The organism is Maribacter sp. IgM3_T14_3 (assembly GCF_049603095.1).
Taxonomy (GTDB): domain Bacteria; phylum Bacteroidota; class Bacteroidia; order Flavobacteriales; family Flavobacteriaceae; genus Maribacter.
In genome coordinates this window covers 1,735,441-1,753,490 of the sequence record NZ_CP187138.1, presented here as the reverse complement: position 1 = coordinate 1,753,490, position 18,050 = coordinate 1,735,441, and the positions used below count along the sequence as shown (strand labels likewise).

Genomic DNA, 18,050 nt, shown 5'->3' with positions numbered 1-18,050 from the left:
AAGAAACAACTTATTTTATAGAATTCTAATTCTTTGGTACAACGGCCATACTAGAAATATAAATGACAGCGCCTTTAATATCTTTAAAGGTATTTGCGCAGATTTCTATAGTAGCCCCAGTTGTAATTACATCATCAACCAATAAAATAGTTTTATCTACAAGTAGTTCTTTATCTATTATTTCGTACAAAGACCTATTATCATACCATCTGTTTAATCTTGTTTTCTTGGTCTGGGTTTTAGTATTTGCTGTTTTTATAAGTAAATCATCTGCATACCTTGCATTAAGGTGGTGGGCAATTTGTTTGGCAAAAAGTGCGACTTGGTTATAACCTCTTTTTTTTAATTTCTTTCGGTGCAATGGTACGGGTATAACAAAATCTATTTGTGGCAAATGACCTTGCTTTTTTAATACTTGTCCGTGCCAGTCGCCTAAAAAGTGACCAATACCTTCTTGATTCTTATATTTTAAAAAATGGATAAGGTTCTTTACGATTCCAATTTCGGTAAAGAATAAGAATGAATTTGCTTTTTTTATGTTAATTCGACCATAAAAAATACGGTCAACGGCATTTTCATCGTTAAATGTATACTCGGTAAGGGGTAATTGATGTCGGCAAGATGTGCAGAGAAGAGCCTCTCCTCTATATAATCGAGCATTACATCCAAAACATGATATGGGTAGTAGTATGTTGGTAACATCCTTTAGTATATTTGAAATTATGTTTTTCATCAAATTTTACAGATTAAACAACCTACAGCCCGCTTATTAAATGGACAGTCAAGATAACAAATTCAATTATAAAATAATACTTGCAGCATTTGTTGCTGTTATTATAGCGTTACTAATTGCATTCTATTATAGTTATGCCCAGTCAAATGCCCAAATCGGTTTCTTAGAACAAGAAAAAGAGATTTTAGTAAAAGACCTTACTATCATGAAGGCAGATGTAGCACGTTTATCTGCTAAAAGTGAAATGAATGAAATAGAATTGCAAGATTCTAAATATAAAGTACAAGAACTTTTAGATTCGGTTGGGCGTTTAAACTTTACGGTTCAAAAGCTAAGGGAATTCAAAACAGAATTACGTAGGTTAGAATCTAAGAACGACAGTTTAATTTTAAAGAACAATTTCTTACGATATAATAACATGTTACTTACCGATAAATACGATGAGTCTCGTAAGCAAATTGAAAATCTTAGAACAAACAGTAATTCTTTAGCAGAAGCCGAGGCTTTACAAAGAAGAAAAATACTAGAACTGAATCAGAAATTAAAGACGAAAAGCTATTTAAAAATGGCAAATTCTGAAGGAAGCGGTTTTAGATTAATTCGTGGTACAAAACCGACTAAAACGAACAAGGCATCTATAATTGAAAAATTAAGAGGTTGCGTTACAGTTTTGGCAGATGAGAGTGAAGCTAATAATGAAAAAGTTATTTATCTACAGTTTTTAGATCCCAACAAACAGATTGTTGAAGATAATGCTAATACCATTACTGTAAATGGAAATGTTTATAGCAAAAGAGTTGAATTTATTTTTACAGGATTAGACCAGTCTTTATGCGAGTCGATTACCATACCAGAAGGTTCATTAATGGAAGGTAATTACACTTTAAATGTATTTGAAGACGAACGTTTAATTACTTCTTCTGAATTTGAATTGAAATAATTATTTTTTTTTTGGGCTATTATTCTATTTTTGCCACATGGCAAAGCAAGAAGATGATTTTAAGCGTGTAATTTCTCACGCAAAGGAATACGGATATGTATTTCAATCTAGTGAAATTTATGATGGGTTAAGTGCTATTTATGATTACGGTCAAAATGGTGTTGAACTTAAAAAGAATATACGCGACTATTGGTGGAAAGCCATGGTTCAGCTCAATGACAATATTGTTGGCTTAGATGCTGCAATTTTCATGCATCCATTAACCTGGAAGGCTTCTGGGCATATTGATGCTTTCAATGATCCTTTAATAGATAATAAAGATTCTAAAAAAAGATATCGTGCAGATGTTTTGGTAGAAGATTATGTAGCCAAAATCGATGCGAAAATTGAAAAAGAAGTCGGTAAAGCTGAAAAACGTTTTGGCGAAGCTTTTGATAAAGAGCAGTTTTTGCAAACAAACCAACGTGTAGTTGAGTATCAAGAGCAAGGAAAAACCATTTTAAGTAGATTGGCAAAATCTTTACAAGAAGAAGATTTAGCCGATGTAAAAGCGTTAATAGAAGAATTAGATATCGCTTGCCCTATGTCAGGTTCTAAAAACTGGACAGAGGTAAAGCAGTTCAATTTAATGTTCGGCACAAAATTAGGTGCCAATGCAGAAACAGCAATGGATCTATTTCTTAGACCAGAAACTGCACAAGGTATTTTTGTAAATTTTTTAAATGTTCAGAAATCTGGTCGTATGAAAATTCCTTTCGGAATTGCACAAACCGGTAAGGCTTTTAGAAATGAAATTGTTGCTAGACAGTTCATTTTTAGAATGCGTGAGTTCGAACAAATGGAAATGCAATTTTTTATACAACCAGGAACCCAGAAAGAGTGGTATGAAATCTGGAAAGAAAAAAGAATGAAGTGGCACTTGTCACTTGGTTTAGGTCAAGATAATTATCGTTTTCATGACCATGAGAAACTAGCACATTATGCAGATGCAGCATCTGATATAGAATTTCGTTTTCCATTCGGATTTAAAGAATTAGAGGGTATACATTCTCGTACCGATTTTGATTTAAGTAGTCATGAGAAGTTTTCTGGAAAGAAACTACAATACTTCGATCATGAGGTAAATAAAAACTACGTTCCTTATGTATTGGAAACATCTATTGGTTTAGATAGAATGTTCTTAGCAGTATTCTCTAACTCTCTTAAAGAAGAAGAATTAGAAAACAATACAACTAGAACAGTACTTAAGTTACCAGCTGTTTTGGCACCTGTAAAAGCTGCTATATTACCATTACTTAAAAAAGATGGTTTACCAGAAATTGCACAAGAAATCATTGATGATCTTAAGTGGGATTTTAATGTTACTTATGATGAAAAAGATGCTGTAGGTAGACGATACAGAAGACAAGATGCCAATGGTACTCCGTTTTGTATTACTGTTGACCACCAGTCTTTAGAAGACCAGACTGTTACTATTAGACATAGAGATTCAATGGAACAAGAACGTGTTGCTATATCGGCATTGAAAGGTATTATTCATAATGCGGTCGATATGAGTACTTGGTTAAAAAAAATGGAATAATTTATAGGGTGTAATTCAGTTTTACACCACCATAATAATTAATAGTGTTCCCAGGGTAGAAATACCTTGGGGCATTTCCTCCAAATCCGGAGGCATTTATTAATACTGATTGGGCATACTTTGTGTCTGTTAAATTATTGATGCCAAAATCTATGCCTACACGTAATTTATCTGTTATTTGATTTTTGTAGCCCACTTTAATGTTCAATAAATTAAAGGAGTCACTATAAAGTGAATTCGCATCTGTTAACGGTATTTCATCAATAAATTGATGGGTAATATTTGCAAACAATCCGTTTCCGAAATTCGTCTGTATTCCAGAATTTATTTTGTTTTTTGGCACACCTGTTAGTGCATTTTCAGAGTAATCTGCATCAGCCTCTTCATCTATGAAATCAACGAATTTATGATTACTATAGGTGTAACTTATAAATGGTGATATCATTATTTTATTGGTTAAGTTAATGCGATAACTCCAGTCTAGATCAACACCTTGATGTTTGGTTTTACCCGCATTACGCCCAATATACTGGTTGTCGCCAACGCGTTTGGCGACAAGTAAATTATTAATGGGCATTAGGTAAAAAGCGACATCCAATTTTAGCCTATCATCTTTGCTTTTATGTTCAATGCCAATTTCGTAGTTTGTGCCCGTTTCTTGAACAATATCGGTATTTATAATTCCGTCAGGGGTTAATGTTTCTTCTAAACTCGGGTTAGAAAATCCGCGGCTAATGTTCGCATATAATTGGTTGAATGCGGTAATAGCATAGTTGACATCTAAACTAGGTAAGAATAAGGTTTTAAAATCCCTATTGGCACTTGTATTTGTTTCACCAGTATTAAACAGATCTCTAAAATTATATTGAGTTTTGTTACTATTTAAGCCCAATTGTGCGGTCAATTTATTCGTAAATGAATAAGAAGCTGTTGCGAAAGCATTAATTTGGCTTCGAAATTCTTTGTTTTGAGATAATCTGTCTCCTTGTAAGCTTCCGTTACCATTGTTATCTCTATAAAGGTTTTCAAAAGTTCCCCATGAGTATTCATCTTTATAAAGTTCAGCACCGAAGGTGTACAATAGGGCATTTTCAGAAATATTTATTTTACCAGAGAATAAGGTTCTAAAACCATAGCCGTTAGTGTATTCATCTAAAATATTGAACGGCGCAGGTTCATAATGGTCTAAATAAGTGTAAAATAAACTGGTCGTATTTTTAATATTAGAATTTGCGTAATAGGTATGAGAAAGACCTATTAGGCTGTAATTGTTGTCTTCATATCCTTTGGCCGATTGCCAAGTAAATGCAGCTTGGGTAGGGTCTTCATCGAAATCTTCTTGACTTATTGAGCTAGCGATTTGAGCCGAGTAGTCAATATGATTTATCAGAAGTCCGATTTCACTTTTAGCTGAAAGTTTAAAAATGGTATTCAGTAGAAATCCGTCACGTTCAAATCTATTGTTATCACGATATCCGTCAATTTCCATATGACCGTATTGAAGCGTCATGTAAAAATCCTCCTGTGAATGAGTAAATCCTAAACTATTTTTAAATAATCCGTAAGAACCAATGGTAGTATTATTGGTGAGCTTAGTAGGTTGGTCGCTCAGTTGTTTGGTATTCAAGATAATTGCTCCGCCTAAATTAGTTCCAAATCCAGTTCCTTTTGGTCCTTTAATGATTTCAACAGAGGTTAGGTTTTCTAGGTCAAACGCTTCAATAGTTGAAGATCCTGTTCCGTTTGTAATAGGAATATTGTTGTAGTAAAGTCTTAATTTATCGGTGCCATAAAGTGTTCGTGCGCCCACACCTCTAATTGTTATTCTATTGGTGTTCAAAGCACCCGATAACGCATAGACACCAGAAACTTGATTAATAGAACTAGTAAAATCAACGGGACTATAATTTGCAAATGTAGATGCGCCAATGGTCTGTGAAGGGATAATGCCAATAGCATTTTCTGCCGTAAGCGTGTCTATTACAATAACTTCGTTTAATTGGGTAATACTATCTTTTTCGACAGTATTCTGTGCAAAAAGGCTTGAAGAGATTTTAATAAATAATACTAAGAATACTAGTTTTTTCATAGGATGATAAACCCCAAAAATACCTATTAAAAGCGGTAACCTAAAGATAAACCGGCTTTGAACATAAAGTCATCTTGAAAATCTTCAGGATTAATATTTCTACCTAGCCCTCCATTTAATTCGATGGTAAATTTTTGGCTTCTTGTAGCCCATTTATAACCGCCACCAAGACCCAGTGCTACAGTAGAGTAGTCGTAATTTCTATTGCCTAGAACTTCAGAATCTACATCATCTTCACCGGTATAATACAGTCCGAAGACTTCTGCGAAAAGACCACTTTTAGGTCCGTAGCCAAAATAAGCTCTTAAATTTGGTCCGATACCGAAATTACCATTGTAATCTGTTGCTTTACCATCAAAATACATCGTTCCGCCAATACTAGTATCTTCATTAAGATAATATTCATAACCGAATTCAATGGTGGTAGTAACCAAAAATTGACCAATATTTAATTTTACTTCATGGCTATTATCACTATCACGATATGCCTGTGCAAATGATGAAGTTGTTATACATAATACAAGAATAGAAAAAATAAATTTGTTCATAAGATGCGTTTTAAAATGCAAATAAGATTTAAAAGCTGTGAAATTATGATTTTAATAGAAAGTAAGCACCTATAATCTTCAACTCTTTTTTATTTTTAAGCCAAAATGAAGACACATGAAGATTGTTTCTTACAATGTAAATGGAATTAGGGCGGCATTAAAAAAAGGATTTTTAGATTGGTTGGTGGCAGTTTCACCAGATGTAGTTTGTTTGCAAGAAATTAAGGCAAATGTGGATCAGCTGGATCTTTCATTATTTGAAGAGGCAGGTTATAAATATAATTATTGGTACAGTGCACAAAAGAAAGGTTACAGTGGTGTGGCCATACTTTCAAAAACAAAACCAGATGATGTGGTTTTTGGCACGGGCATAGAGTATATGGATTTTGAGGGAAGAAATATTCGTGCCGATTTCGGAGATATTTCTATCATGAGCATGTACTTGCCTTCAGGAACAAATATGCAGCGTTTAGATTTTAAGCTTACATACATGGCAGATTTTCAAGAATATGCCAATACATTGAGGTTAACAAAACCTAATTTAATTGTTTTGGGCGATTACAACATTTGCCATGAAGCTATAGATATTCACAATCCTGTGGGTTTAAAAAACGTATCAGGATTTTTACCGGTGGAAAGAGAGTGGATAGGAGATTTCATGAAAAGCGGATTCATAGATAGCTTTAGGGAGTTTAATACTGAGCCAGATAATTATACCTGGTGGAGTTATAGGGCGAATGCTAGAAATAACAATAAGGGTTGGCGTTTAGACTATGCCATGGTAGCCGCTACATTGAAAGATAGGCTGTCTAGATCGGTAATATTGTCTGAAGCAAAACATAGTGATCACTGCCCAATATTGATAGAGGTAGAGAGTTAACTATATGGGTACAACTACCCTCAAAATATTTAGTAGTTTTGCGTTTAATGTTAGCAAATAGAATAGTTGAATGATCTATACCAATTTACCACATACAGATATTGAAGTAAGTAAAATTTGTTTAGGCACAATGACCTGGGGTAATCAAAATACCGAGGAAGAGGGGCATGAGCAAATAAATTATGCCATTGATAAGGGTGTTAACTTTATAGATACGGCAGAATTATATCCGGTTCCTGCGCATAAAGATAGATATGCCGCTACCGAGAAAGTTATAGGTAATTGGTTTAAGAAGAATGGCAATAGGGAAGATATAGTACTAGCTACTAAGATTGCCGGAAAAGCCGAAATGACGAAGTTTATTCGAACTACCGGATTTACTAGAGAATCGATAATTGATGCAGTTGAAGGTAGTTTAGAACGTTTGCAGACAGATTATATCGATTTATATCAACTTCATTGGCCAGACAGAAGCACTAATTATTTCGGTCAAAGAGGCTATAAGCATGATATATCTGACCATTGGGAAGATAATATTCATCAGGTTTTAGAAACCATGGGCGATCTAATACGTGAAGGTAAAATTAAACATGTAGGTATATCGAACGAAACACCTTGGGGTACCATGCGTTTTTTAGAAGAAAGTAAAGTACATGGTACATTACCAAGAACAATAACGGTTCAAAACCCTTATAGTTTATTGAATAGATTGTTCGAAGTTGGTATGGCAGAGATAGCTATGAGAGAGCAAGTAGGTTTACTGGCATATTCCCCTATGGGCTTTGGTGCGTTAAGTGGAAAGTATTTAGGTGATAGAATGCCAGAAGGTTCAAGATTAAGTCTATTTCCGCAGTATAATAGATATATTGGCGATACAGCTGTTGAGGCAACAAAAAGATATTATGACTTGGCACAAGCTAATGGTCTTTCATTAGCACAAATGGTATTGGCATTTGTAAATTCTAGACCTTTTGTTACCAGTACGATCATAGGCGCTACAAGTATAAGGCAATTAGAAGAAAATATTGGAAGCATAGATGTAGATCTATCTGAAGATATTCTTCAGCAAATTGAAAGTATCCACAATTCCATACCTAACCCGGCACCATAATATGCAAAACCTTGTACTGTTACAAGTCGGATTCGGACAGGTAGTTCTTACTATAGTGGTAATTGTCGTTATTATGGTTTTGGCTAGAATTATGAGAGATAAGCGCTAGCCGAATAAATTAGCTGCCACTTCTTCGATTTTAGAAGCTAATAGAATTTTTATTTTGGTCGATTTAAGTCCTATTTTATTATTCTTTGAAATGATAATAGTAGTGTAACCGAGCTTTTCGGCTTCAAGAATTCGTTGCTCTACTCTTTGTACAGGTCTAATTTCGCCAGCTAGCCCAACTTCGGCAGCAAAGCAAATACCCTTGTCAATAGGGATGTCTTCATTGCTTGATAGAATTGCTGCAACAACGGCTAAATCGATTGCAGGATCGTCTACTGAAATACCACCGGTTATATTCAAGAAAACATCTTTTGCTCCAAGTTTAAATCCTGCCCGTTTTTCTAGTACGGCCAATAGCATGTTTAGTCTTTTGGCATTGTAGCCAGTTGTAGAGCGTTGAGGTGTGCCGTAAACAGCTGTACTCACTAAAGCTTGAATTTCGATGAGTAATGGGCGCATACCTTCAACGGTCGAGGCAATAGCGGTACCACTTAATCCATCATCATTTTTAGAAATCAATACTTCTGAAGGATTATTGACTTCGCGCAATCCGCTGCCTTGCATTTCATAAATACCAAGCTCTGCGGTTGATCCGAATCTGTTTTTTAGCGACCTTAGAATACGATATACATAGTTTCGATCACCCTCGAATTGAAGAACGGTATCGACCATGTGTTCTAAAATTTTAGGCCCGGCAATAGAACCATCTTTAGTAATATGACCGATAAGTATTACGGGTGTGTTCGTCTCTTTAGCAAATTTTATAAGCTCTGCCGTACATTCTCGAATTTGAGAAATGCTACCTGCAGCAGATTCAATATAATCTGAATGAAGTGTTTGTATAGAATCGATAACAACAATATCTGGTTCTGTTGCTTCAATCTGTTTAAATATGTTTTGAGTTTTTGTTTCTGTTAGAATAAAACAGGTTTGGCTGTTTGGGTGAATTCTATCGGCCCGCATTTTAATCTGTTTTTGGCTTTCTTCACCAGAAACATATAGTGTCTTATAGGGTAGTTTTAAAGCGATTTGAAGAAGGAGCGTGCTTTTTCCAACGCCAGGTTCGCCGCCAAGTAAAACTAGGGCGCCAGGTACTAAGCCGCCACCAAGAACTCTATTGAACTCAAGGTCAAAAGTGTTTAGGCGCACTTCTTTTTCAATACTGATTTCATTGACCAAAAGAGGTTTAGAAACTCTTTTTGATGTCTGAGAAGGAGTTTTCCAGCTTGCCTTCTCTTCTTTTTGCACTACCTCTTCAACAACGGTATTCCATTGTTTACAGGCAGAACACTGTCCTACCCATTTAGCATATTGGGTTCCACAATTTTGGCAAAAAAATGCAGTTTTTGTCTTGGCCATCTTTAGCTTTTATCGAAAAGGCTAAAGGTAGCAAGAAGTTTAGAATGAGTGCATCTAAGAATGAAATTATGATCTAACTATCACTAGATCTTTCTTTTTTAAAAGCACTAAAAGCGAGGAAAAAAGATGCCCACGCCATAAATAGGGCAATGCCGTTATAGGTTAAAATAAATTCTCCTTTTAATCCAAAATAGGTAAAGAGCACTCCGGAGAACACGAAGTACATTGCGTCAATTTTAATCATATTTAAGTAGGTTGGGCTAATTTGGGACTAGCCGTTTAATAATATTCTTTAAAAACCGAAATCGGCTTTTAAAGCATCCATTTTCTCAAGGGCCATTTCTTTAGTTAAAAAATCTATTTCTTTCATTTGAAAAGCTTTTTCAAATGTTCTTAATGCTTTCTTTGGTTCGCCAAGTTGCTCATAGTACTCCGCTTCAAAATAAAAGCCAAGCATTGTTTCTGGGTATTCTTTTTTACAAAGGTCAGATAAGGGTTTTAGTGACTCAAAATCTTCTTTCTTTCTAGATGCCGCATATATTGCCATAATATCATTTAGTTCAACTGGCTTGCTAAAACCGAACATATCTACGATGCCCTGGTATTTGTTTTCTAAATAGTTATAAACCGGCTCTTCGCTAGTAAGAATTTGAGTTTTGTATTCTTTCGGACTAATAGGCTTGAACATACCAAATATATTATCGAACGATTTTCCGATACCGTAGGTGGCAACAGAAATATGGTCGGCATTGGTGTATTCATCAAAGAAGTAATGTAAAGATTCTTTTTCTATCCCTTTAATGCCCTTATCGAGAGACATAATTCTTTGCTTGTCTTTACTGTCTTCGCCCTCAACAATCAATTGATAAAAAATTTGATTTTCAAAAGTGCCTAACCGCATTGGTACTCTGCTTTCCATTTCAGGTGCAAGCGTTGGTGATATGCTAACATAGCCATCAAAGACAGAATTATCTTTAAAAAGCCAGTAGTTCATAAAGTTGGCGGTAATATCATAGCCGACAATCATTTTAAATGGCGCTGTACTGTAGTTGAGGTCTAGGTAAGGTATAAGTTCCATACCAATAAATTCAAAAAAGCGTTTGCCTTTCTCAGACGGTAGACCACTTTCTGGATCAAAGGCACAATCTTCATATCTAAGATCATTTTCGCTTTGGTTGACACCGACAACAATACTTTGTGGCATACCATGAAATCTACTATAAAATTTTGATGTTGCTACTACCTGTTCAAAAAGATATTCTCCGTCAAGTACTATAATTAAAGGATACTTTTTAGTTTCGTCCATATTTTCAGGAAAAAAGTAATGCACATCTCTTCTTTCTTGAAGTTTAAAAGATTCGAAAATTTCTTGTGTCACTTGAGAATAGGAAGTCATCCCAAATAAAAGCGCGAACATTAAAGATACATAACGCATAAAAAGTAATTATTAGTTGAAGGTTACTATTTACTTCTGTTCAATAACGGTAATAAAAGAAAAGATATTGCACCAAAAACAACTATCATTAGTGTCTGTGCAATCCAAATTATCCATCCGAAGGCATCACCAGATACAGAACTGATTCCGAAAATAGCCAAAGCACTGCTTACCGCGATAGGGTAAAGACCAATTCCACCATTGGTTGTTGCCATGGCGAACGCCCCTGCTACAAAGGCTACCAAGAGTTGACTTAATGAAAGCGATATGGTTTCTGGTACTGTAAATTTAATGATCCATAGCATTCCTATATAGCATCCCCAAATGAAAAAAGTATGAAAAATAAATAGCCATTTATTTTTCATTTTAAAAATACTGAACACTCCGTCAAGAAGTCCCTTTACAAATGTTTTGATTTTTTGGGCAAACGCGTTTTTTGATTTTTTAATAATAAAAATGAACACAAAGAACATAACTATTCCCGCTAATGCTAAAAGTATGAGTCCGGTAGCATTGAAACCACGGTCTTGTAAAATGCCCATAATAATATCGGTCTGTAGCAAAAATGCGATAGCTACTATTAAAAGTAACATAATTACGTCTATCACCCTTTCGGTAACAATAGTGCCAAAGCCTTTCTCAAAAGGAATATTTTCATAAGTTGTCAGCGCTGTAGCCCTTAATATTTCTCCAGTTCTAGGGATGCCTAAGTTGGCAAAATAAGAAGTTAAGATTATTAATATATTGTTTATGAGTTTAGGCTTGTATCCTAATGGTTCTAAAAGATAGTTCCAACGAACAGCTCTAGAAATATGCCCAAGAATGCCTAATAAAACAGAAAGAAATACATACAGCGGATTTGCTTCTTTAACGTAAAAGATAATTTCCTTTCTATTTTCTGGGGTTGTTGAATTGTAAGAGTACCAAACTAAAAAAACTCCCAATGCAATTGGGAGTATAATCTTAAGATTTTTTTTTAGCGTATTCGTCAACTTTTACTTTAAAAGATTATTTGCTTCGTTAGGAAAAACTAAAGAAGGATTAAATTTTTTTGCATCCTCGATATCCATCCAAGTATAAGAAATTAAAATTAAAATATCGCCAACCGATACTTTTCTTGCAGCGGCACCATTTAATGTTATTTCTCCACTTTTTCTTGGACCAGGAATAATATAGGTCTCTAATCGTTCACCGTTGTTATTGTTAACGATCTGTACTTTTTCGCCACGAATAAAATTAGCGGCATCCATTAAATCTTCGTCAATTGTAATGCTACCAACATAATTAAGATCAGCTCCGGTAACTTTTACTCGATGTATTTTTGATTTAACTACTTCTACTTGCATATCTTAAATTAATTTAGGGCTATGTTATCGATAAGCCTTACGTCTTCAACGTAAACGGCAATAAACGCCCGGTATTTTATATTATTAATTTTATTCTTTATGGGTGTTAATGTTTCTACATCGGTAATATCAAAATACTCTAGTTGAAAATCATCCGTTTTTTGAAACTCGTTTATGACCCATTCTTTAACGTTAAGAGCATTTTCCATGCCAAATTTAATTTTGGCAGCTTTCAAGGTTTCATATATAAATGCAGCTTTTTGTCGCATAGGTTTACTCAACCTTTCATTTCTAGAACTCATTGCCAAGCCATGATCTTCTCTAATAATTTCGCAACCTATAATTTCGACAGGTATATGCTGTATTTTGGTTAGTTTTTGAATGATACGTAATTGTTGAAAATCTTTTTCTCCAAAATAAGCTTTAGTTGGTTGAACAACCTTGAGTAATTGTTCAACTATAGTGCCGACGCCATTAAAATGATCATCTCTAAATTCACCCTCCATTACCTTGTCAAGCCCTTCAAAATCATAAATTTTAGCCTCAATTGAATCTGGATATATTTCAGCAACGTCGGGTGTAAATATGATAACGTCTTCTGAAATAGTGGAAATAAGTTGAATATCTGCCTCTAAAGTCTTCGGGTATTTGTCTAAGTCTTCTTTATTATTGAACTGTGTAGGGTTCACAAAAATACTGATGACGACTTTCTCATTTTCATCAACAGCTTTCTGTATTAAAGAAGCATGCCCTTGATGTAGGGCTCCCATTGTAGGTACAAGACCTAGTTTATGGTCTTCACCCAGTTTGTTAAGTTCTTCTGTAAGCTTGTTTTTAGACTTTATTACCAGCATTGAAAAGTGCATTAGCGAGCAAACTTACTATAATTACTGCTAATCTCTATATTTTTTGTAATTTTGCAGTTACGTTTCAGTGAAAAATAAAATATAACCTTTATGAATGGTAAAAAGATATTATTTGTATCTTCTGAATTAGTTCCTTACTTACCCGAAAACGAAGTTTCCCTAATGTCTTATGAAGCACCTAGAATGGTCAACAGCAATGGTGGTCAAATTAGGATTTTCATGCCTAGATATGGGAACATTAATGAAAGAAGGCATCAATTACATGAAGTAATTAGGCTTTCGGGTATGAACTTGGTCATTAATGATATGGATATGCCATTGATCATTAAGGTGGCATCTATCCCAAAAGAAAGAATTCAAGTTTATTTTATCGATAACGAAGAGTACTTTAAGCGTAAAGCTACTTTTACAGACAAGCAAGGAAACCTTTTTCCAGATAATGACCAACGTGCAATTTTCTTTGCAAAGGGAGTTATGGAAACGGTAAAAAAATTAAATTGGTCTCCGGATATCATTCATGTTCATGGCTGGATGGCAAGTTTATTGCCGTTATATCTTAAAAAATACTATGCTGATGAACCACTTTTTGCGGATAGTAAAATAGTTTTATCGGTATATGGTAGAACATTTGAGGGTTCTTTAGATAAAGATATGGTTAAGAAGATTGCTTTTGATGGCATTCCAGAAGAAGCTATTGCATCTTTAGGGGATCCTACCTATAATAATTTGTTAAAGGTAGCTGTTGATTATTCTGATGCTATTATTTTAGCTTCGGAAGATATTCCTGAAGAATTAGAAAACCACATTTCCAACCAAGAAAAACCAGTGTTGCAATATGTACCTGTTCAAGAGTTTGAAGAGGCGTATGCTAATTTTTATAACACCGAAGTTTTAAAATAATCTGAATGAATTTTATCGTTAAGTCCGCTATTCCCAAATTTTCGGGATTGTTATTGATATTGGGTCTTTTGGTTTCTTGTGAGCAAGATTTAACCACCATAGGTTCTGGTGTAGTTGGCAATGAGCCATTTACTACAGGCACAGAAGTCTATGATGTTTTTGCTTATAACAAAAATATTGAAGCTGTACAGACCAATAAATTACCAATTTATCAATTAGGTACTTATATCGATCCTATTTACGGTAAAACAGAGGCTTCTGTAACTTCGCAGATTTTCTTAAGTGCTACTAATCCATCTTTTGGTAGTTTTTCTCAAGCAGTAGAAGACACGGAAGGTGATGAAGATGTTTCTATAACTGTAGTTCAAGAAAATGAAACTGTTAAAGAGGTTTATCTATATATTCCTTTTTTGACAAATACAAATGCCTTGGATACAGATGGCGATGGCGTAGCTGATGAGTTTGACAAGGTTCCGGATAGTGATGATGATTACGATGGTGACGGCGTTCTAAATTCAGTTGAAACTGCATCTAATACTGATCCGTTAGACGACACTAGTGTAGATGAAGATTTAGATGGTTTTAATGATTTTACTGGGGCAACAATCTTCACAAACAACTTCGCTGAAAAAGTTGAGTTAGATAGTATTTATATTAATGGAACAAATTATGATGATGTAGTCAAATCTCCATTACCTTCCTTTAATTTGAAGGTAGAACGATCAACGTTTTTTTTACGTGATTTAGATCCAAATGCAAGTTTTCAAGAGGCACAAGAGTATTATTCAAATGAAGTTTTTTCACCAGATTTTGTTTCGGATGAATTGTTCGATGGTAATGTAGAAATTAATGATGAAGAGATTTTGATACAAAACGAAGATGATGAAGATACCGAAGATGTAGATGAATCGCTAACATTTTCGAAAATTCAACCAGGTATTAGAGTTGCATTGAATAATGAATTTTTTCAGACCAATATTTTAGATAAAGAAGGTGATTCTCAGTTAATAAGTCAGTCGAATTTCACTGAATTTATACGTGGACTTCATTTTTCTATTGTAAACCAATCTGGCAACGATGTTATGTTTATGTTCGATCTAAAAGGTTCTAACGTGACAATGACCTATAGTTACACAAACTATGACACCAATGGTACAACAGATGATACAAGTGATGATAACCCGAATAACATTTTAGAAAAAGACTTTACATTTTCTTTCTTGACAGGTAGTACAACGGGTGCAGTTTCAGGTAATGCTGTAAATACTTTAGTTACCGAAAATTACGGTCCTCAAATATTACAGGCACTTGATAACGGTGAAAATGCCTCAAGAATATATTTAAAAGGAGGGGCAGGTACCTTTGCCGAAATCAATTTATTCGAAGAAGATGGTGGTGAAAGTATTTTAGAGCAGATTAAAAGTGAGAATTGGGTTATAAATGAAGCTAATCTTGTTTTTTACATAGATAGAGATCAGTTAGACGCTGCAGGTAGTGCTTTAGAGCCGCCAAGGCTTTACTTGTACAATGCAGAGAATAAATTTCCTTTGATAAATACAATAACAGAACAAACCGACTCAAGTTCGCCTACATTGTTTGGCGCGTATCTGAATTATGATGGAATTATTGAAAAATCTAACGAAAAGGGAGTTAAATATTCGGTGAAAATTACCGATCACATTAATAATATGGTGGTAAGAGATTCTACAAATGCTAAATTGGCATTAACTTTAACTACTAATATACAAAACTGGAGCATTGCTGATGCAAAGGTTGTTGGTGGTGAAGAGAGATTAGCAACGACATCTACAGTAACCCCTTTAGGCACTATATTGTATGGCGGTAATATTCAGGCAACAGACCCTAATTTTGACAAAAGGCTAAAGCTTGAGATTTCTTATACTAAAACAGATTAATAATTATAGTAGCACAATTTTATAATTAAATTCAATACTTAAATACCACTTCTTAGGTATTAGCGTTGTATAACCTAAATGATATATATTTTATGGTCATGAGATTCTATGACTTTAATATCTAATTAAAATTTTCAAATTGATAGTATTATGTGCGGAATTGTAGGTTACATAGGGCATAGGGAAGCATATCCTATAATAATAAAAGGACTTCAGAGATTAGAATACCGAGGATATGACAGTGCAGGTATTGCGTTGTATGACGGTAATCAAATCAATCTTTGTAAAACAAAAGGTAAAGTTGAAGACCTAAAGAATAAAGCTAAGAATATTTCTCAGGCAGGTAGCATTGGTATTGGGCATACACGTTGGGCGACCCATGGTGTTCCAAACGATGTCAACTCACACCCTCATTATTCTAATTCAGGCGAATTAGTAATAATTCACAATGGTATTATTGAAAACTATGATGCTATAAAACAAGAGTTGACTAAGCGTGGTTATATATTTCACTCTGACACAGATACAGAAGTTTTAATTAATTTAATAGAAGAAGTTCAAAAGACTGAAGATGTTAAATTAGGGAAGGCTGTGCAGATTGCACTTAATCAGGTGGTAGGTGCTTATGCTATTGCAGTTTTTGATAAGAAAAAACCAGATGAAATTGTAGTTGCTAAATTAGGTAGTCCTTTGGCTATTGGAATTGGTGAAGGGGAATTTTTCATCGCTTCAGATGCATCTCCTTTCATCGAGTTTACTAATAATGCTGTTTATCTTGAAGATGAGGAGATGGCGATTATTCGATTAGGAAAAGAAATTAAGCTTAGAAAAATTAAAGATGATGCAGTTGCTTATCCAAGAATTTTGGAGCTTCAGATGAATCTTGAGGAGATTGAAAAAGGTGGTTTTGATCACTTTATGTTGAAAGAGATATATGAGCAACCAAGAGCTATCAAAGATACGTATAGAGGTCGTTTGTTGGCGGACCAAGGTTTGATAAGAATGGCGGGAATTGACCTTAATATGGAAAAATTCTTAAACGCCAACAGAATTATTATAGTAGCGTGTGGTACTTCATGGCATGCTGGTTTAGTTGCTGAGTATATATTTGAAGATTTGGCAAGAATTCCGGTAGAAGTGGAGTACGCTTCTGAATTTAGATATAGAAATCCTGTAATAACAGATAAAGATATTTTAATTGCAATTTCACAATCTGGTGAAACGGCAGATACTTTAGCTGCTATAAAGCTTGCTAAAGAAAGAGGTGCTTTTGTTTTTGGTGTATGTAACGTGGTAGGTTCTTCTATAGCTAGAGAAACTGATGCAGGTGCTTATACCCATGCCGGACCTGAAATTGGAGTTGCTTCTACAAAAGCATTTACTACACAAATTACAGTACTTACGCTAATTGCTTTAAAACTAGCGAAGGCGAAAGGTGTTTTTTCTGAATCTAGATACCATGAGTATTTAACTGAATTAGAGAATATTCCGAATAAAGTTGAAAAAGCTTTACAGTCGAACGCACTTATAGAAATAATTGCCGATGTTTATAAAGATTCAACCAATTGTCTATATTTAGGTAGAGGATATAATTTTCCGGTAGCATTAGAAGGAGCTCTAAAATTGAAAGAGATTAGTTATATTCATGCTGAAGGTTACCCAGCTGCAGAAATGAAGCATGGTCCTATAGCATTGATCGATGAGCATATGCCAGTATTCGTAATTGCAACAAAAAAGGGGCATTATGAAAAGGTAGTAAGTAACATTCAAGAAATTAAATCTAGAAAAGGTAAAATTATAGCAATCGTTACCGAAGGGGATGAGCAAGTAAGAGATTTGGCAGATCATGTAATTGAAGTGCCTGAAACTTTAGAAAGCTTAACTCCGTTATTAACCACAATTCCTTTACAATTACTGTCTTATCATATTGCAGTAATGAGAGGTTGTAATGTTGATCAACCTAGAAATTTAGCAAAATCGGTTACAGTAGAATAAAATAAGTAATCTAATACATTATAAAGGGGCGTGATTCATTTCACGCCCCTTTTTTATTTGTATGTTGTTCTTTTCTATGTAGATAAATCAATTTTGGCGCGATTTTTCGGGGACTGTTATTGTTAAGTTAATTGCGTATATCATAAAATTCTACCCATTTGATTGTGGAAATTTTACTATGCATGCATAATTTTTTTCAAATTACTATTCTCCGTATGAAATAATCTGTATCTTAACCCTCA

General features: G+C 34.5%; 16 protein-coding genes. 7 read left to right on the top strand and 9 right to left on the bottom strand.

The window, feature by feature from the left end:
- Positions 1–25 precede the first annotated feature (25 nt).
- Positions 26–733: a ComF family protein gene (locus ACPF9A_RS07880; protein ID WP_424003268.1), complete on the bottom strand. Its 708-nt coding sequence runs from the start codon at positions 731–733 to the stop codon at positions 26–28.
- Positions 734–773: 40 nt separating this feature from the next.
- On the opposite strand from ACPF9A_RS07880, the gene ACPF9A_RS07875 reads away from it, so the two are divergent.
- On the top strand, positions 774–1,673 hold the full coding sequence (locus ACPF9A_RS07875; protein ID WP_424003266.1) for a hypothetical protein: 900 nt from the start codon (positions 774–776) through the stop codon (positions 1,671–1,673).
- 37 nt (positions 1,674–1,710) lie between these two features.
- Positions 1,711–3,255: a glycine--tRNA ligase gene (locus tag ACPF9A_RS07870; protein ID WP_424003264.1), complete on the top strand. Its 1,545-nt coding sequence runs from the start codon at positions 1,711–1,713 to the stop codon at positions 3,253–3,255.
- 1 nt (position 3,256) lies between these two features.
- Here the strand turns inward: ACPF9A_RS07870 and ACPF9A_RS07865 are convergent, their stop codons facing one another.
- Both ACPF9A_RS07865 and ACPF9A_RS07860 read right to left on the bottom strand, forming a co-directional pair.
- Entirely contained in the window at positions 3,257–5,344 is a 2,088-nt protein-coding gene (locus tag ACPF9A_RS07865) for a TonB-dependent receptor domain-containing protein (protein WP_424003262.1), read from the bottom strand.
- Positions 5,345–5,370: 26 nt separating this feature from the next.
- Positions 5,371–5,892: a hypothetical protein gene (locus ACPF9A_RS07860; RefSeq protein WP_424003260.1), complete on the bottom strand. Its 522-nt coding sequence runs from the start codon at positions 5,890–5,892 to the stop codon at positions 5,371–5,373.
- 115 nt (positions 5,893–6,007) lie between these two features.
- On the opposite strand from ACPF9A_RS07860, the gene ACPF9A_RS07855 reads away from it, so the two are divergent.
- Both ACPF9A_RS07855 and ACPF9A_RS07850 read left to right on the top strand, forming a co-directional pair.
- Positions 6,008–6,772, top strand: a complete 765-nt coding sequence (locus tag ACPF9A_RS07855; protein ID WP_424003258.1) for an exodeoxyribonuclease III — start codon at positions 6,008–6,010, stop codon at positions 6,770–6,772.
- Positions 6,773–6,842: 70 nt separating this feature from the next.
- On the top strand, positions 6,843–7,883 hold the full coding sequence (locus ACPF9A_RS07850; RefSeq protein WP_424003256.1) for an aldo/keto reductase: 1,041 nt from the start codon (positions 6,843–6,845) through the stop codon (positions 7,881–7,883).
- Between the two features lie 105 nt (positions 7,884–7,988).
- Here the strand turns inward: ACPF9A_RS07850 and radA are convergent, their stop codons facing one another.
- The 6 genes from radA to panC all read right to left on the bottom strand — a co-directional run bounded on the left by radA (position 7,989) and on the right by panC (position 12,985).
- Positions 7,989–9,350: a DNA repair protein RadA gene (gene radA / locus ACPF9A_RS07845; protein ID WP_424003254.1), complete on the bottom strand. Its 1,362-nt coding sequence runs from the start codon at positions 9,348–9,350 to the stop codon at positions 7,989–7,991.
- A 73-nt stretch (positions 9,351–9,423) separates the two neighbouring features.
- Positions 9,424–9,594: a hypothetical protein gene (locus ACPF9A_RS07840; protein WP_424003252.1), complete on the bottom strand. Its 171-nt coding sequence runs from the start codon at positions 9,592–9,594 to the stop codon at positions 9,424–9,426.
- A 48-nt stretch (positions 9,595–9,642) separates the two neighbouring features.
- A complete protein-coding gene (locus ACPF9A_RS07835) occupies positions 9,643–10,785 on the bottom strand; it encodes an alpha/beta hydrolase (protein ID WP_424003250.1) in 1,143 nt (380 codons plus the stop codon).
- A 26-nt stretch (positions 10,786–10,811) separates the two neighbouring features.
- Positions 10,812–11,777 (bottom strand): lysylphosphatidylglycerol synthase transmembrane domain-containing protein, encoded by a 966-nt coding sequence (locus tag ACPF9A_RS07830; protein WP_424003248.1) that lies wholly within the window; start codon positions 11,775–11,777, stop codon positions 10,812–10,814.
- Between the two features lie 3 nt (positions 11,778–11,780).
- Positions 11,781–12,131 (bottom strand): aspartate 1-decarboxylase, encoded by a 351-nt coding sequence (panD, locus tag ACPF9A_RS07825; RefSeq protein WP_424003246.1) that lies wholly within the window; start codon positions 12,129–12,131, stop codon positions 11,781–11,783.
- Between the two features lie 8 nt (positions 12,132–12,139).
- Entirely contained in the window at positions 12,140–12,985 is an 846-nt protein-coding gene (gene panC / locus ACPF9A_RS07820) for a pantoate--beta-alanine ligase (RefSeq protein ID WP_424003244.1), read from the bottom strand.
- Between the two features lie 102 nt (positions 12,986–13,087).
- Between panC and ACPF9A_RS07815 the strand changes: the two genes are divergently transcribed.
- From ACPF9A_RS07815 to glmS, 3 genes are all read left to right on the top strand, one after another.
- Positions 13,088–13,897: a glycogen/starch synthase gene (locus ACPF9A_RS07815; protein ID WP_424003242.1), complete on the top strand. Its 810-nt coding sequence runs from the start codon at positions 13,088–13,090 to the stop codon at positions 13,895–13,897.
- Positions 13,898–13,902: 5 nt separating this feature from the next.
- The gene (locus ACPF9A_RS07810) at positions 13,903–15,813 is read left to right on the top strand and encodes a DUF4270 domain-containing protein (RefSeq protein ID WP_424003240.1); all 1,911 of its coding nucleotides are present in this window, start codon (positions 13,903–13,905) and stop codon (positions 15,811–15,813) included.
- Positions 15,814–15,963: 150 nt separating this feature from the next.
- Positions 15,964–17,808, top strand: coding sequence for a glutamine--fructose-6-phosphate transaminase (isomerizing) (gene glmS / locus ACPF9A_RS07805; RefSeq protein WP_424003238.1), 1,845 nt, complete (start codon positions 15,964–15,966; stop codon positions 17,806–17,808).
- The last annotated feature ends 242 nt before the right edge of the window (positions 17,809–18,050 follow it).

Bases quoted from the DNA above. Each gene is read 5' to 3' on its own strand.
- ACPF9A_RS07880 (WP_424003268.1), bottom strand. From the start codon at position 733: ATGAAAAACATAATTTCAAATATACTAAAGGATGTTACCAACATACTA.
- ACPF9A_RS07875 (WP_424003266.1), top strand. From the start codon at position 774: ATGGACAGTCAAGATAACAAATTCAATTATAAAATAATACTTGCAGCA.
- ACPF9A_RS07870 (WP_424003264.1), top strand. From the start codon at position 1,711: ATGGCAAAGCAAGAAGATGATTTTAAGCGTGTAATTTCTCACGCAAAG.
- ACPF9A_RS07865 (WP_424003262.1), bottom strand. From the start codon at position 5,344: ATGAAAAAACTAGTATTCTTAGTATTATTTATTAAAATCTCTTCAAGC.
- ACPF9A_RS07860 (WP_424003260.1), bottom strand. From the start codon at position 5,892: ATGAACAAATTTATTTTTTCTATTCTTGTATTATGTATAACAACTTCA.
- ACPF9A_RS07855 (WP_424003258.1), top strand. From the start codon at position 6,008: ATGAAGATTGTTTCTTACAATGTAAATGGAATTAGGGCGGCATTAAAA.
- ACPF9A_RS07850 (WP_424003256.1), top strand. From the start codon at position 6,843: ATGATCTATACCAATTTACCACATACAGATATTGAAGTAAGTAAAATT.
- radA (WP_424003254.1), bottom strand. From the start codon at position 9,350: ATGGCCAAGACAAAAACTGCATTTTTTTGCCAAAATTGTGGAACCCAA.
- ACPF9A_RS07840 (WP_424003252.1), bottom strand. From the start codon at position 9,594: ATGATTAAAATTGACGCAATGTACTTCGTGTTCTCCGGAGTGCTCTTT.
- ACPF9A_RS07835 (WP_424003250.1), bottom strand. From the start codon at position 10,785: ATGCGTTATGTATCTTTAATGTTCGCGCTTTTATTTGGGATGACTTCC.
- panD (WP_424003246.1), bottom strand. From the start codon at position 12,131: ATGCAAGTAGAAGTAGTTAAATCAAAAATACATCGAGTAAAAGTTACC.
- panC (WP_424003244.1), bottom strand. From the start codon at position 12,985: ATGCTGGTAATAAAGTCTAAAAACAAGCTTACAGAAGAACTTAACAAA.
- ACPF9A_RS07815 (WP_424003242.1), top strand. From the start codon at position 13,088: ATGAATGGTAAAAAGATATTATTTGTATCTTCTGAATTAGTTCCTTAC.
- ACPF9A_RS07810 (WP_424003240.1), top strand. From the start codon at position 13,903: ATGAATTTTATCGTTAAGTCCGCTATTCCCAAATTTTCGGGATTGTTA.
- glmS (WP_424003238.1), top strand. From the start codon at position 15,964: ATGTGCGGAATTGTAGGTTACATAGGGCATAGGGAAGCATATCCTATA.